Raw genomic sequence first — 13,794 nt, 5'->3', positions numbered from 1 at the left:
ATATTTTATTTTTAATCACTTCATAATGATGATGTTGTAGTGTTGAATGTTGATAACCCCGACAGGGTTATCCATCTATTCCATAACCTATATCACTTGCTTATATTCCTCTTTTAAGCTTCCCTTAAAGGCTTTGTGGATACTAAGTGAGGCTGCATACATTTGTTTTGTCGCTGTTTTAGATAAACGATAATTTAGTTATATTTGAGGTAGTGCGTTAGTGTAGCTAAACGCCATGCGTTTATTTGCATGGTGTGGGCAATATAAACAGACCTTATGAATAAAATAATATTTGGATTTCTGCTTTGCTTTTTATCCATTTCCTTATCTGCACAAACGGACAAGGAAATTGCATATTCGAAAGCAAAAGAAGCAATTAAAATAATGGATGAAGGAAAATTAGAAGAGAGTATAAAGTTACTGGAAGAAAGTCAAAAGCTTGATTCTGAAAATTATATATATCCCTATGAAATCGCTTATGCTTATGTTCAAAAAAAAGAGTATGAAAAAGCAATTAAGATTTTAAATAAAGTAAAAAAATATAAATCCTTAAATAGCCAAGTTTATCAGATGTCAGGTAACTGTTATAGTTATTTAGGTAAACCAGAAAAGGCAATTAAAGAATATGAAGACGGAATGAAACATTTTCCGAATTCAGGAAATCTACATTTAGAAAAAGGTAATATATTTTTACAACAAAAGGAATATCAAAAAGCAATTGAAAATTATGAAAAAGGAATTGAAGTAGATCCAACTTTTACTTCAAACTACTTTCGTTTAGCAAAATTATTTTTGAATTCTACCGATAAACTTTCAGGTTTAATTTATGGCGAGATATTTATGAATTTAGAGAGAACTACAGCACGAACTCAAGAAATGAGTGAACTTCTTTTTAATGCATATAAATCATCAATAACTTTAAGCGAAAATGAATCCAAGATTGACTTTTGTGAAATTATTATTGATGCTTCAGAAATAAAGCCAAACGAAGATATTAAGTTACCACTTTGTGCAATTTTTGCCGAAAATTTTATTTTAGCAATTACTGATGAAAAAACAATCAATTTAAATTCGTTATCGCAAATAAGACAAAAATTTATAGAAAATTATTTTAAGGAAGATTTTAAAAATTATCCCAATGTTCTTTTTGAATATCAAAAAGAACTAATAGATAATAATCTCTTTAATGCTTACAACCATTATTTATTTCAAATTGGAGCACAAGAAGAATTTAGTAATTGGTTAGAATTAAACCGAGGTGAATATGACAAATTTGTAGATTGGTACACAGAGAAACAAAATATTATTGAAATAACTAATGAAAACAAATTTATTAGATAAAAAATAATGCCCACAACAATGGTAGTCGTTGCAAAAGCCTATATTTCTAAAAAAAGAGAGTTATCCTGATTTATTACAAGAGGTAAGTTGTTATTTTTTAGGTGTGTAGGATTCTTTAAAACTGCTTTTAATTCGAAGTTTGATTAAAGAGGTTGTGCAACAGTCACAATGGCTATAAGTAATTGCTTGTTCTCGCCTTATTCTGAAAAACCTCCCTTCTTCCCTCCCATTCCTTAAGGACGTCGCTTTTTAAAGATAGGATAGCAAACTTGCTTGTCTTTAAAGTCTGAGATTTCAACGAAGGTGATATATTTGTACAGGAAACCGTATAAGGTTAAACACAAGCATTTTTTAATTATTTATTTTTAAACAATGCCGTAAGTAAAATTTATAAAAATCTGTTATTAAAAACCTACAAACGAAATGAATAAAAAAGCTTTCCTATTACTTATCTTATTAAGCTTATTAATGGCGTGTTCACCTAAAATTAGAACTCATCTAACAAATACCTCTTTTGCTCCGATAGCATCTAAAGAGGACATTATTCTACTTGATGAAAAAGATAAAGTTCCCGAAAATTCAGTTTTAATTGGAGATTTAAAAATAGGGGATTCAGGATTTTCAACCGATTGTAGTTATCAAACCGTTATTGAAAATGCAATAAACACCGCTAAAAATTCTGGAGCTAATATTATTCAACTAATTGAAATTAAAGAACCAAATTTTGCAAGTACATGTTATCGAATAAAAACAAAACTTTATAGAAACAACAGTCAATCAATGGCTGCGCTATTGGAAAAAAGAAAATTGCAAAATAAATCCAGACTATCTAAAGACGCTGATTATGCAGTAGTATATTTTTATAGACCTAAAATATATACAGGTAGTCTGATTGGTTATAAAATAAGACTTGACGATGACACAGAAATAGGGAGAGTTAGAAATGGCGAAAAATTTAAATATAAAATCAAAGATTTTGGAAAACATAAATTTTGGGGTAAAACTGAATCTCAAGATTCAGTTGTAATTAATATTGAAAAAGGTCAAGAATATTTTGTTAGATGTGGAATTAAAATGGGAGTGGCTGTTGGAAAACCAGAAATGCATCTTATGGAAAACCAAATAGGAATAAAGGAATACGAACAAATGGAGTAAAGGCTTTTAATTAACTTATCCTTCAACCTCCACCCATCATCTCACAATTGCAGGGTAAGAGACAATAAAAATATAGTGACTTTGGGTGTTTTAATGTTTAAACTCAACCGCTATTAAAAGTTTTATAAATACTTAAAACAAATGATAAAATTTTTCATTCGTAAACTCTTTCCATCCAATAATAAACTGGATAGAATTTTAAATGACTTAAAAAGCAATCCAAATTTTAAAACTAAAAAAGAAATTAAAGAACAATCTACTGAGTTTAATCCATCCAACTTAAAGTTGGAAAAAGGAAAAGTTGAATCCATCTTTTCACCAGATTTAGGAGATCAAAAAGGGTTAGTGTTAACAAAATGGTTTGTTCAACCAGGAGATATTGTAAACTATGGAGATATTATTTGTGAAATAGAAAATAAAAATATCGTCATGGAATTTGAAAGTTTTTATAACGGCAAAATAATATCAACTTGCAGCTTAAACCAAAACTTAACCACCGAAACAGAACTTTTTAAAATAGAAGGAATATAAATTTTGGTGATTTTGGTTTTTAAACAATTCGCAGCTGAACCCTATACTAGTCCACCGGCATAAATTTGAAGCATGAAAATTTTATATGCTATATTGATTTTGCTATGCTTGGCTTCTTGTAACCGATTAAAAAAGAGTGATCATAAAGAAACAAGCGCTACCAGCCATAAAATGATAAAAACTCAAAATAACTCCCCATGTAATTTTGAAACTTACCTCATTTATGATGACTCTGTCCCCGTATTTCTTGAACCCAAAGGAAAAATTATAAAATACTTTAGATTTGAAGATAATCCCGAGTATGATTTTGGAGGTACACTTTTATTTAAAAACGCGACAAAGGATTGGTTACAAATTGGAAAAAATCAATTAAACCCTGAGCTTGAAAATTACTGGATTCAATCAAAGTATATTCAGATTGAAACCACCAATTATAACCATCAAAAAATACCTTTATTTGAGCAGCCTAATAAAAATGCAAAAACAACTGGATTTTTAAAAGAAGAGTCCTATTTAAATGTTCTCGCTTGTCATCACAAATGGGCTTATGTAAAAAAAGATGAATTGGAAGGTTGGCTTCCTCCTGAATTTATATGTAACAACTCGGTTACTAATTGTAATTAAATTTAGTAATTTCATTAATTCTAATTAAACTCATCTATGAAATTAGTATTATACGTTTTTATTATAAGTTTATTTCAAGTAAGCTCCACAGCAATTAAAAGAGAGGTACTTCAAAAAAATGAAATCAAGTGTTCTGAAAATGCTTGTGAGGGAACCTATTCAGGGCCTGAATTTATAGATGGAAAAGATATTGCTCACCAATTTTCCAACAAGATGAGTAAAGCTGTTGGTGATCAGTTAAAAAAACTCTATTACGAGCAGAAGTATAAAAAGGTAAACTTTTCAGAAATTAAAATGTCCACTCAAGGAATGGGAAGTGGAAAAGTAATTTATAAGCTTACGATTCCTTTCATCGCTGTCAATTCAAAATGTGATGCATATACCTCCTTTGACCACGTGGGCGGATGGAATCACGAACCTGCCTTGAATAGAAGAAAGAATGAGCTTAGAAAGCTAACTTTAAAAGGACATCAATTAGAGATTAGCAAGCTTAAAAAAACACCTGAAGGTTTACAAGAATATTGGATTCAATGGAAAAATAAGACCACTCAATCAGAGTGTGAATAACAAGCATAAAAGATCAATATATTACCCATAGCCCATTGAAATTAAAGTTCGTCAGTTGCTGGAATACTTGTATGCAATGCAACAAAGCAAAATTATATTGAGAACCAACTATTGACATTAATTTCTCTATAAAAAAACCTAAGCTTGATGAACAAGTACAGAACATAAATTACGGGAAAGAATAAAAGAACTTACTTGTCTTTACCCAACAACCTCAATACGATATTAAAAAGTTTAAAAAAGGCTTTTCAATACCCCATATTTACCGAAATTGAGATGGCTTATGATGGGGTTTCTTATACCACCGGTAATATGAATTACGAGATTACGATTACCAGTACCCTCAAACTATTTAATCAATCTAAAGGAAGCCCTAAAGCCAGCTTAAAAGAAGAAAAAAGCTTTTCTAATTTAAGAAAAGCTTTTAATTTTTAACTTAGCATAGGAATTATAACCCCAATGAAACTATTTAATGAGCGGTTTGTCCACCGTCTACCGTAAAGACACTTCCATTTACAAAAGAAGCTTCGGGTGAACATAAAAATAACACAGGATGAGCAACTTCATCTGGTTCTGCCGGACGTTTCATAGGACTGTTATTCATTAATGCTTCACTAATCTCCGGATCATCTAACCAACGCTCTGTCATTGGTGTTCTTATGAGCCCTGGTGCTATTGCATTTACACGAATATTATTTTGCGCATAATCTAAAGCAGCAGCTTTTGTTAAACCAATAACTCCATGTTTAGCAGCAGCGTAAGGGGCCATCCCCGGATCTGCAACTACACCGGCTACAGATGCCGTATTCACGATAGCTCCTCCTCCCGTTTTTAGCATCGCTTCAATTTCATATTTTATGGAAAGAAATACTCCTGTTAAGTCGACATCAATAATTTTATCGAAGTCTTTTTCTTCTACTTCTGCAAATGGAGCTGTTGGAGGCAAGATTCCCGCATTATTGAAGGCGAAATCAATTTTACCATATTTTTCTACAGCATAATCGATAAGGTTTTTCACAGCTGCAGACTTGGAAACATCAGTTTTTACAAAATCGGACTTGAAGCCAAGATCCTGGATCATTTGTGCGGTTTCTTTACCACCATCACTAATATCTCCTATGACTACATTCGCATTATTTTGGGCAAATGCGATAGCTGTAGATCTTCCTATACCTGATGCCGCACCGGTAATTACGACCGTTTTATTACTATAATCAAACTTTATACTACTTTCCATAATTCTGTTTTTTTATTGGTTACTCTTAAATTTCTGGTTCAAGATCTCTTAACTCCTGTGGATATTCTCCTGGCCATTCATAGCGGTCTTTTAGAATTTTCGCACTCATTTCAAGGCAAATCTTTGCTGCAAGTCCCGGATATTTTTCTGTCATTGTATCTATGATTTCTTCACTCGAACTGGCATTTTTCCATACTTCTTCGAAGTCTTCGATATATTTTTTGGTAAACTTGATATTCTCCGAATCAAAATATTTAGGATCGTTGGAAGGAGAATGTCCGGGCACAACAACTTCTGGATTTAAAGCTTCAAAATCATCTAAAACTTTAAACCAATCTTTACGGAACGCAATTGTTTTGGCATCGGCAATCCAAACATACGCATCAGAGAATACCGCGTCTACTGCCAGTAAGGTTTTTATAGATGGGATCCATAGGGCAGATGCATCATCTGAATCTCCTCTTAAAGGGCCTAAAATTTCAATTTTTTCACCCTCTAATTCTAAATAAGGCTTCGATACAGGTTTTACTTTCACGGCCTCTTTGGCTCCATCTAGCTTTAAAACTTCTTTACCCCAATAGTCTATTTTAAAATCGAATGCACCATTTATTAAATCTGCTATACCGGGAAGGGATAGCACCTCGATATCTGGAAATTCTTTTTTTATGACGTTTAAACCTAAAAAGTGATCTGGATGAAAATGACTTATATAAATACGAGAGGGTTTTACACCATTTTCGGTCACCATAGCTACAAATCTATGGGCACTGCTTTGTGCAAATTGTGTATCTAATAGTACAGCATCGTTTTCGCCATAAATTAAAACAGAATTTACAGCAAAACCAGCTAGGGTATCTCCCCCATTAAAAACTTTAATCTTTAAATTTGACATAACTATTTTTTTTATATTCTGAGCATCCGTAATAGCTTCATACTATTTGCTAGATGCATTTTTATGAAAAGCTTAGTTCTCCACTTAGCATTTCCTCTATCATTCCTTCACGAGGAGCTTCAGCAATGACCTTTTCGTTATTCTGACCTTCATTCTTTTTAAAGAAAATCTTACCGAATTCGGGTACAACATATTTTGGATAAGTCTCATACTTCTCTCTGGATTCTTCCATGAGAGCGATATGATCATTCTGGAAACAAACTGTAATATCAGGTCTCTCGTGAACCCACTTCGGAAAAAATATCACCCCGTGTAATTTATTTTCGTTCGGGATAAAATCTAAACTAACATCGGTACCTGTAGGCTCTGTCCAACAGATTTTAAAAACACCATCAACAATTTTCACAATATCAACTTCCTGATCTCTTACCCAACGACCACCTACCATACCCGTATGAATTCTATAATCTATGGTATTTTTATTCTTTACATACATTTCGTAATTCCACCCATTATCATAGGTGTAAAGAAAGTGACCTCCTAAAAATTCATTTAAATCTTTTATAATATCCATATCTTTTTTTAACAAAATTAACTAGAAGACATCAAGTTTATATAGTAAATAAAGCCTGTTTTTTGACAAATCCGGCCATTTTAATTACTTTTAATCTATTATGAAGAAAAACGATATTTATACCACTATAACTGAAAATGAATACCTAGATATAGGTAATCACCTTCATAAAGATCATCACCAACTTATTTTAATGTTAAAAGGTACCCTGCATGTTACTGTAGCTGAAAAGCAATATTTTTTACCCGAAAGATTTATAGGACTTATCCCGGCTAATCAAATACATAATTTAGAAAGTAGAAATGAAATGGTGCAATTGTTTCTTATATATTTCCCTTCTTCTATACCATTGAATCAGTTTTTAGTGTTAAGTTCAAATGACTTTATTTATGAAAATCTTATTTTTATAAGCCAGAACACTAATCACCTAACAAAGAAAATTAATCCGGAATTATATAATTTTAGTTACGCTTTCCTTAAGATGATCAAAACGATGGATAATTTGCAGGCGTTTCCGCTTAAAGGAATCATAAAAACAAGTAATAAAAGGCTACAAAACGTACTACACTACATTGATGAGAATTATAGCGAGCAAATTTCACTTGAACAGGTCGCAACAGCATATGGTTTTTCGGTAAGAAATTTAACCCGACTATTCAAAAATGAAATGATGACTTTTAATTATTACTTAAATTATGTCCGCATCATACGCGCTATAGAAATGTTTACAGATCATAAAGAAAACATAGAAAAAGTAGGTTACACTGTTGGCTACAACACCTTAAGCAATTTTAGTAGAACGTTTAAACGCTTTACGGGGCAGTCTCCTAAATCATTTATTAAGAATAATAAAACGACTTTACCTCAGCAATAAAACTGAAGCTTAAATTAAGACCTGTTATTTCTAAATCGAGACCACATGAAGAGAAAATCAATCAGCATAAGCCTCTGTTTAGTTCATGCATTAATATTTTTATTGTAGTTTATGCATCTTCTAAGAGGTCTTTTTTCTGTTGATGAGAAAATTAAAATGTATCAATAATGAAATAATGGGGTGAAATTTTGATGAAAATTTTTATAGATAAGTACTTCATTACAAATTAATTTTATATTATTCCACGTATCGCAAAACTTAAGCTTGATGAACAGTACAGAACTTAAATTACGGGAAAGAATAAAAGAGCTTACTTGCCTTTATGAGGTCTCTTCCATTATTGGGAATACCGATATTCATTCTTTACCCAACAGCCTCAACGCGATATTAAAAAGCTTAAAAAAGGCTTTTCAATACCCTAAGTTTACCGAAATAGAAATTGCTTATGAAGGAATTTCTTATACCACGGGTGATATGAATTATGAGGTTACGATTACCAGTCCCCTCAAACTATTTAATCAACCTAAAGGAAGCCTAACAGCCAGCTTAAAAGAAGAGAAAAGCTCTTTTTTAAAAGAAGAGAAGCAATTGATAGATAGTGTGGCTTTAAAAATTAGTAACCTATTGGAAAGAATTGAGATTAAAAACAATGAAAATTCTTTACGGCGCCAGGTAGAACGCACCGACCGGTTAAATATTTTAGGGGAAATTACCGCAGGAATCGCCCACGAACTCAATACTCCATTGACCAATATATTAGGGTTTTCAGAACTTCTTAAAGAAAACTGTAAGCAAGAAGAAGAAAGTAAAGACTTAGATAAAATTATTCAAAATGCGATTTACTCTAGGGAAGTAGTCAAAAAATTAATGTTCTTTGCTTGTGAAATGCCACAAGCACGAGAAACCGTCAACATTGTCCCTACCATTAAAAGTGCCATCGACTTGTTAAGGCCCACGCTTAGGAAAAAACAAATTGAATGTATTTTAAAAACCAATGAAGAATTATTTTTAAAGGCAGATGCATTACAAATTACCCAAGTACTATTTAATTTAGTTATGAATGCTATTTATTTTACCCCGGAACAAGGAACTATAGAGATAAATGCATTTCAAAAGAACGAACAGATCATAATTAACGTGAAAGACGAGGGAAGCGGACTTACGGCTGAAGCAAAAGAAAAACTTTTTGAGCCTTTTTATACCACCAAGCCTATTGGCGAGGGTTCCGGGTTGGGATTAAGCGTAGTGCACGGGATTGTTGCGAGTCATCAAGGAAGTATTAGTGCTAAAAACAATACAGAAAAAGGAACTACCTTTGAGATTAAACTTCCCATCAACTAACAACCTATGAGATTAAGAGAAAATATATTAGTGGTAGATGATGATCTTTCTATCGTTGAACTATTGCATCGGCATTTAAGTTCTTGGGATTTTCATGTATTCAAAGCAGTCTCTGTTAAAGAAGCAGTCAATATTTTAAAAGATACGAACATCGATCTTTTGATTACTGATCTAAAAATGCCACAAATAGATGGTTTTGAACTTATTAAATTTGTAAGTGAGCACTACCCTCACCTACCTAAATTAATTGTGACCGGTTATCCTTCTGTACAAGATTCTTTAAAAGCTATTAAAAATGGAGTTGCAGATTATCTAACCAAACCTTTTACCAAAGAAGAGCTAAGGTTGGCGGTAGAAAAATCGATGCAGTCCCAAAAACAACAAATTGCTTTTACCCAAGACAAAGCACAAACAGCTAAAAAACTCCCGAAAGAAATCATCGGTGAATCTCAGGCTATTCAAGAGATTTTTGAAATTATAGAACGTGTAAAAGACAATAAAGCTACCGTTTTTATTCATGGCGAAAGCGGAACCGGAAAAGAGCTTTTGGCACGGGCGATCCATTATGAAGGGAAATTTTCTAAACAAGCTTTTATAGCGGTTAACTGCGGTGCCATCCCTGAAAATTTATTAGAAGCTGAACTTTTCGGATATAAAAAAGGAGCCTTTACAGGAGCTGAAACTGATAGAAATGGTTTCTTTCAAGCGGCAAATGGAGGAACTATCTTTTTAGATGAAATTGGTAATGCCCCTTTAAATGTTCAAAATAGGCTACTAAGGGTATTACAGGAAAAAGAAGTGATAAAAGTAGGAGCACAAAAGCCCGAGAAAATAGATGTAAGAATCATTGCAGCCACCAATAGTAACCTAAAAGAAATGAGTAAAAAAGATCTTTTTAGGGAAGATTTGTATTACCGTCTCGTGGTGGTAGAAATCGAAGTGCCACCGCTACGTGAACGAAAGGCAGACATCCCCTTATTGGTAGATAAGTTTTTATTAAAATATGGATTGGAGTATAAAGATAAGTTTGTAAAAATTACTCCGGAAGCATTAAGTATTTTAAAAAGGTATCATTGGCCGGGTAACATTCGGGAATTAGAAAATGTAATTCAAAGAGCTGTTATTTTATCAGATAAAATTATTGATGTTCATCATCTTCCCGAACATTTAAAATATAAAATCGACTTTCCCGAGGACGAGTTCATTACCTTAAAAGAGATGGAAAAAAAGTACATCCAAAAAGTACTGCGTGCAACCGATCAAAATAAAACCAAAGCCGCCCAAATATTAGGGATCGATAGAAAAACCATTCGGTTAAAACTCGGTCAATAAAAACCGGGTAAAAAAGTACCGGTTGGTACATTCTTACCCGGTCTTGCAATTAGCTTGAAATACTTCTTAAGTCGTAACATACTGTATTTCAGTAATTCAAACCTCCCCTATTTCTATTCATTTTTTTTGGTATAGGCATTGACTTTAGTACATCAAAATTAAATGTACTATGATCAACCCTATTCACTCTATTTGTAAAAACTGTAAGCATAAAGCCTACTGTGTGCTTACCCTTCATAAAGATCAAGTTTTGTCTTGTGATGAATATTTTTCTAAAAACGCCTAATTATTTAAGTGAAAAATCATGAATACAACCTTCATAAACGATAAAAAACCCGGAGTAAAAGTTTCTCAGGGAATGATGGAAAATGTATTGGAGCAATTTACCGATGCGGCTCAATACATTAATTTACATCTTGATATTCAAAAAATTTTAAAAATCACCAATAACGAAATCGTCATTCATTTTCCTGTGAAAATGGATGATGGCACCGTAGAGGTTTTTACGGGATATCGTGTGCAACACAATAATGCTTTGGGTCCTTACAAAGGAGGGTTGCGATATCACCCTACGGTAGATATTGATGCCGCACGGGCTTTGGCCATGTGGATGACTTGGAAAACTTCTTTAGCAGGGCTGCCCTTTGGTGGTGGTAAAGGAGGTATTCAATTAGATCCTTCCAACTATTCTATTACCGAATTAGAAAGAATTACGAGACGGTTTACCTATGCTTTAGGAGATAATATTGGACCCGATCATGATATTCCTGCGCCAGATGTAAATACCAATAGTCAAACTATGGCCTGGATGGCAGATACGTTTATGAGTACGCGTTTACCGGCTAAAAGATCTGTCAACCAACACGTGGTGACGGGAAAACCAGACGGCATCGGTGGACTTGAAGGCAGAGATCGTGCAACAGGCTATGGCGTATTTTTAAGTATTAAAAAGTATTTAAAAAAACAAAACCAATCTTTACTCAACAAAACATTTATAGTTCAAGGTTTTGGGAATGTAGGCTATTGGGCAGCTAACTTCTTAGAAAAAGAAGGAGCGGTTTTAGTAGGCGTGCAAGATGCTTCTGCTACTTTATATAATTCGCAAGGTATAGATGTTTCTTCGTTAAACGACTATGTAAACATCAATGATAAACGTATTGGAGGCTTTCCAAGAGCCGAAATGATAGATGACGCTCATTTTTTTCAGCTTGATTGTGATATCATCATTCCAGCAGCATTAGGCAATCAAATTACAGAAGAAAACGCCTCTAACATTCAGGCTAAACTTATAGCTGAAGGTGCTAATGGTCCCATTAACAATAATGCCGAGAAAATTCTATTGAAGAATAACGTTACGATTATTCCTGATATCCTTTGTAATTCCGGCGGAGTGATAGCTAGTTATTTTGAATGGCTCCAAAACAAAAATGGAGAGATTTGGCAGTTAGAAGATACCTTAAAAAAGCTAGATCTAAAATTAGAAGAATCCTTTAATAGTGTTTTTCATTACGCACAAAAGGAAGGTATCGATATGCGGAAAGCCGCTTATTGTATTGCTATTAAAAGAATAGAAAAAGCCTATATCCAAAGAGGCCTTTTCCCATAAAAACAAATCTTATGAAATACGGTAGCCACATCATAGAAAAAAAGGAATATGTCTATATGAAGAGACTGCTTAACATCTCTGGATATGACCATACCTTAGCCCATAAAATGGCTTTAGAAAAGCTTGCCCTCAAACTGGAAGATTCCATTATTGTAGATGAAGAAGAGATGCCTGCGGATATTGTAAGGTTAAACAGTAAATTAATCATTAAGTCCATTTCCAATTCCTCTACGATGCCCTTGCAAATAGTGATTCCTATGGAGGAAGACCTCCGAAATCAAAAATTATCTGTACTTAGCCCCCTTCCTGTAGCTTTAATCGGCTATTCGGAAGGGGATATCGTAGCGCTAGCTTTTACCAATGAAACTACTGCTTCCTATGTGATTCAGAAAGTAAAACAAGATATAGAAGCCCATAAAATAGATATTCCCATATAATTATGAACGATAAATCACAAGCCATTTTTTTACACGATGACGAACATAATATTTCGCATAAAAGAAATACCAATGAATTAGAACATTGGGTAAGTCATCTGATTTTTATTCAGAAAGAAATCAACTATTTACACAAATTGTGTAAAGCATATAAAGGAAAAGAATATTACTTTTTAACCATAGAACTCGACAGAAAAAATATTCAAAATCAGCAACTTATCTCAACCTTAGATAAGTATAGTAAAAGCCGAGACCTACTTAACGAATGTGACGATATGGAGTGCGATCGGCTTTTTATACATCATCACGAAATTTATCGAAGTAAGTACTTCCGGTTTATTTCTGAGTATCGTGAAATAAAAGAAAATCTATTTAATTTAATAACCTAACTCATGATATGCTCTTGAATTCGAATCTTGAAAAAATAAGCGAAACAAAAACTTTGTGCATAAAGAAAGATTTAATGGCACTGCGACATTGGTTAACAAAACTGGAAGAAAACCATCAAGAGCTAGATTACCTTCAGCTTATCCATAAAAAGATCATTCAAGATTCAGAAACCGCGTACAATTTACAACAAGTAAGACGCAAAAACACCTTGGCCTTCGCCAGTCTTTGTAAGTATGAACAAGAATTAAAGAAAGTTTTGGAATACAGTTATGGAATGTATGATTTGGGCTTAGCTAATCATCACGAAAAGAAAAGGGTAGAATTTATAAACACCGATAAAAGCTTTTTTGATTTTAAAATAAGTTTTTACAAGAAGTTAAGCAAGTATAGTATTAGATAAAGATCAGAGAAATGAGTTTTCGAAAGTTTGCAGTCATCGTTATTATTATTGGTATTGCTATTATCGCTTTTTTAAGCTGGATAGTTCCGGCTCCCATTTTTGTTGAATCATGAGTTAGGATGATTTATTAATCTTAAAAAAGGAAAAGTTTATAAGATATAAACTTTTCCTATAAAACTATTCTTGTAACTACATCTACAATGGTCTTGATGGATTTATTTTTAAATCTTTCAAGCTTTATTTTAGAAATACCGGCAGTATATAAAGCATTCATTTCAAAAAGATCTTTTTGGCTTTTTAATAACCATTCGTATTCTTCGAGGGTAATCATTTCATTGGCTAACAAATTAGTCCACTTTTCTAATTTTTGTTTTGAATTATTTAAAAAGTCATTGACAACTTTTTCTCCAGAACCTTTAAAATCTTCATATTCGTCATTCACTAATTTTAGTAAGTTTTCCTTCAGTTGTTTTAATATTTCGTCAAAGTCCAT

17 protein-coding genes are annotated in these 13,794 nt (G+C 32.9%); 13 read left to right on the top strand and 4 right to left on the bottom strand.

The features are described 5' to 3' along the window. Window positions 1-276 precede the first annotated feature (276 nt). From FVB9532_RS02405 to FVB9532_RS02380, 6 genes are all read left to right on the top strand, one after another. Window positions 277-1,341 carry a tetratricopeptide repeat protein gene (locus tag FVB9532_RS02405; protein ID WP_150543622.1) on the top strand — a complete coding sequence of 355 codons (1,065 nt, stop codon included), beginning with the start codon at window positions 277-279 and terminating at the stop codon, window positions 1,339-1,341. A gap of 423 nt (window positions 1,342-1,764) precedes the next feature. Then, a complete protein-coding gene (locus FVB9532_RS02400; RefSeq protein ID WP_150543621.1) occupies window positions 1,765-2,496 on the top strand; it encodes a hypothetical protein in 732 nt (243 codons plus the stop codon). 141 nt (window positions 2,497-2,637) lie between these two features. Further along, window positions 2,638-3,027, top strand: a complete 390-nt coding sequence (locus FVB9532_RS02395) for a biotin/lipoyl-containing protein (protein ID WP_150543620.1) — start codon at window positions 2,638-2,640, stop codon at window positions 3,025-3,027. Window positions 3,028-3,099: 72 nt separating this feature from the next. After that, entirely contained in the window at window positions 3,100-3,651 is a 552-nt protein-coding gene (locus FVB9532_RS02390; protein ID WP_150543619.1) for a hypothetical protein, read from the top strand. 36 nt (window positions 3,652-3,687) lie between these two features. Further along, entirely contained in the window at window positions 3,688-4,218 is a 531-nt protein-coding gene (locus FVB9532_RS02385) for a hypothetical protein (RefSeq protein WP_150543618.1), read from the top strand. A gap of 195 nt (window positions 4,219-4,413) precedes the next feature. Beyond that, a complete protein-coding gene (locus FVB9532_RS02380) occupies window positions 4,414-4,653 on the top strand; it encodes a hypothetical protein (RefSeq protein ID WP_150543617.1) in 240 nt (79 codons plus the stop codon). A 34-nt stretch (window positions 4,654-4,687) separates the two neighbouring features. Here FVB9532_RS02380 and FVB9532_RS02375 read toward each other — a convergent pair whose 3' ends face one another. From FVB9532_RS02375 to FVB9532_RS02365, 3 genes are all read right to left on the bottom strand, one after another. Then, a complete protein-coding gene (locus FVB9532_RS02375; protein WP_150543616.1) occupies window positions 4,688-5,455 on the bottom strand; it encodes an SDR family NAD(P)-dependent oxidoreductase in 768 nt (255 codons plus the stop codon). 25 nt (window positions 5,456-5,480) lie between these two features. Next, on the bottom strand, window positions 5,481-6,347 hold the full coding sequence (locus FVB9532_RS02370) for an MBL fold metallo-hydrolase (RefSeq protein ID WP_150543615.1): 867 nt from the start codon (window positions 6,345-6,347) through the stop codon (window positions 5,481-5,483). Between the two features lie 61 nt (window positions 6,348-6,408). Further along, the gene (locus FVB9532_RS02365; protein ID WP_150543614.1) at window positions 6,409-6,921 is read right to left on the bottom strand and encodes a phenolic acid decarboxylase; all 513 of its coding nucleotides are present in this window, start codon (window positions 6,919-6,921) and stop codon (window positions 6,409-6,411) included. Window positions 6,922-7,021: 100 nt separating this feature from the next. Between FVB9532_RS02365 and FVB9532_RS02360 the strand changes: the two genes are divergently transcribed. From FVB9532_RS02360 to FVB9532_RS02330, 7 genes are all read left to right on the top strand, one after another. Next, on the top strand, window positions 7,022-7,795 hold the full coding sequence (locus tag FVB9532_RS02360; protein WP_150543613.1) for a helix-turn-helix domain-containing protein: 774 nt from the start codon (window positions 7,022-7,024) through the stop codon (window positions 7,793-7,795). A gap of 267 nt (window positions 7,796-8,062) precedes the next feature. Next, entirely contained in the window at window positions 8,063-9,136 is a 1,074-nt protein-coding gene (locus FVB9532_RS02355) for a sensor histidine kinase (RefSeq protein WP_150543612.1), read from the top strand. 6 nt (window positions 9,137-9,142) lie between these two features. Then, window positions 9,143-10,468, top strand: a complete 1,326-nt coding sequence (locus FVB9532_RS02350) for a sigma-54-dependent transcriptional regulator (RefSeq protein ID WP_150543611.1) — start codon at window positions 9,143-9,145, stop codon at window positions 10,466-10,468. Between the two features lie 304 nt (window positions 10,469-10,772). After that, entirely contained in the window at window positions 10,773-12,074 is a 1,302-nt protein-coding gene (locus FVB9532_RS02345) for a Glu/Leu/Phe/Val family dehydrogenase (RefSeq protein ID WP_150543610.1), read from the top strand. An 11-nt stretch (window positions 12,075-12,085) separates the two neighbouring features. Continuing rightward, window positions 12,086-12,511, top strand: a complete 426-nt coding sequence (locus FVB9532_RS02340) for a GreA/GreB family elongation factor (RefSeq protein ID WP_150543609.1) — start codon at window positions 12,086-12,088, stop codon at window positions 12,509-12,511. Window positions 12,512-12,513: 2 nt separating this feature from the next. Beyond that, window positions 12,514-12,900, top strand: a complete 387-nt coding sequence (locus tag FVB9532_RS02335; RefSeq protein WP_150543608.1) for a hypothetical protein — start codon at window positions 12,514-12,516, stop codon at window positions 12,898-12,900. 74 nt (window positions 12,901-12,974) lie between these two features. Continuing rightward, window positions 12,975-13,301: a hypothetical protein gene (locus FVB9532_RS02330; protein WP_150543607.1), complete on the top strand. Its 327-nt coding sequence runs from the start codon at window positions 12,975-12,977 to the stop codon at window positions 13,299-13,301. Window positions 13,302-13,470: 169 nt separating this feature from the next. On the opposite strand, the gene FVB9532_RS02325 is transcribed toward FVB9532_RS02330, so the two are convergent. Further along, window positions 13,471-13,794, bottom strand: coding sequence for a hypothetical protein (locus FVB9532_RS02325; RefSeq protein WP_150543606.1), 324 nt, complete (start codon window positions 13,792-13,794; stop codon window positions 13,471-13,473).

Source organism: Mesonia oceanica, assembly GCF_902499555.1.
In the GTDB taxonomy this organism is placed as follows: Bacteria; Bacteroidota; Bacteroidia; order Flavobacteriales; family Flavobacteriaceae; genus Mesonia; species Mesonia oceanica.
This window is presented reverse-complemented; position numbering and strand designations above follow the sequence as displayed.

What these genes read in the sequence shown, in the direction of transcription:
- FVB9532_RS02335 (WP_150543608.1), top strand. Translation starts at nt 12,514, where the DNA reads ATGAACGATAAATCACAAGCCATTTTTTTACACGATGACGAACATAAT.
- FVB9532_RS02355 (WP_150543612.1), top strand. Translation starts at nt 8,063, where the DNA reads ATGAACAGTACAGAACTTAAATTACGGGAAAGAATAAAAGAGCTTACT.
- FVB9532_RS02345 (WP_150543610.1), top strand. Translation starts at nt 10,773, where the DNA reads ATGAATACAACCTTCATAAACGATAAAAAACCCGGAGTAAAAGTTTCT.
- FVB9532_RS02385 (WP_150543618.1), top strand. Translation starts at nt 3,688, where the DNA reads ATGAAATTAGTATTATACGTTTTTATTATAAGTTTATTTCAAGTAAGC.
- FVB9532_RS02360 (WP_150543613.1), top strand. Translation starts at nt 7,022, where the DNA reads ATGAAGAAAAACGATATTTATACCACTATAACTGAAAATGAATACCTA.
- FVB9532_RS02405 (WP_150543622.1), top strand. Translation starts at nt 277, where the DNA reads ATGAATAAAATAATATTTGGATTTCTGCTTTGCTTTTTATCCATTTCC.
- FVB9532_RS02395 (WP_150543620.1), top strand. Translation starts at nt 2,638, where the DNA reads ATGATAAAATTTTTCATTCGTAAACTCTTTCCATCCAATAATAAACTG.
- FVB9532_RS02365 (WP_150543614.1), bottom strand. Translation starts at nt 6,921, where the DNA reads ATGGATATTATAAAAGATTTAAATGAATTTTTAGGAGGTCACTTTCTT.
- FVB9532_RS02400 (WP_150543621.1), top strand. Translation starts at nt 1,765, where the DNA reads ATGAATAAAAAAGCTTTCCTATTACTTATCTTATTAAGCTTATTAATG.
- FVB9532_RS02375 (WP_150543616.1), bottom strand. Translation starts at nt 5,455, where the DNA reads ATGGAAAGTAGTATAAAGTTTGATTATAGTAATAAAACGGTCGTAATT.
- FVB9532_RS02370 (WP_150543615.1), bottom strand. Translation starts at nt 6,347, where the DNA reads ATGTCAAATTTAAAGATTAAAGTTTTTAATGGGGGAGATACCCTAGCT.
- FVB9532_RS02350 (WP_150543611.1), top strand. Translation starts at nt 9,143, where the DNA reads ATGAGATTAAGAGAAAATATATTAGTGGTAGATGATGATCTTTCTATC.
- FVB9532_RS02330 (WP_150543607.1), top strand. Translation starts at nt 12,975, where the DNA reads ATGGCACTGCGACATTGGTTAACAAAACTGGAAGAAAACCATCAAGAG.
- FVB9532_RS02340 (WP_150543609.1), top strand. Translation starts at nt 12,086, where the DNA reads ATGAAATACGGTAGCCACATCATAGAAAAAAAGGAATATGTCTATATG.
- FVB9532_RS02390 (WP_150543619.1), top strand. Translation starts at nt 3,100, where the DNA reads ATGAAAATTTTATATGCTATATTGATTTTGCTATGCTTGGCTTCTTGT.
- FVB9532_RS02325 (WP_150543606.1), bottom strand. Translation starts at nt 13,794, where the DNA reads ATGGACTTTGACGAAATATTAAAACAACTGAAGGAAAACTTACTAAAA.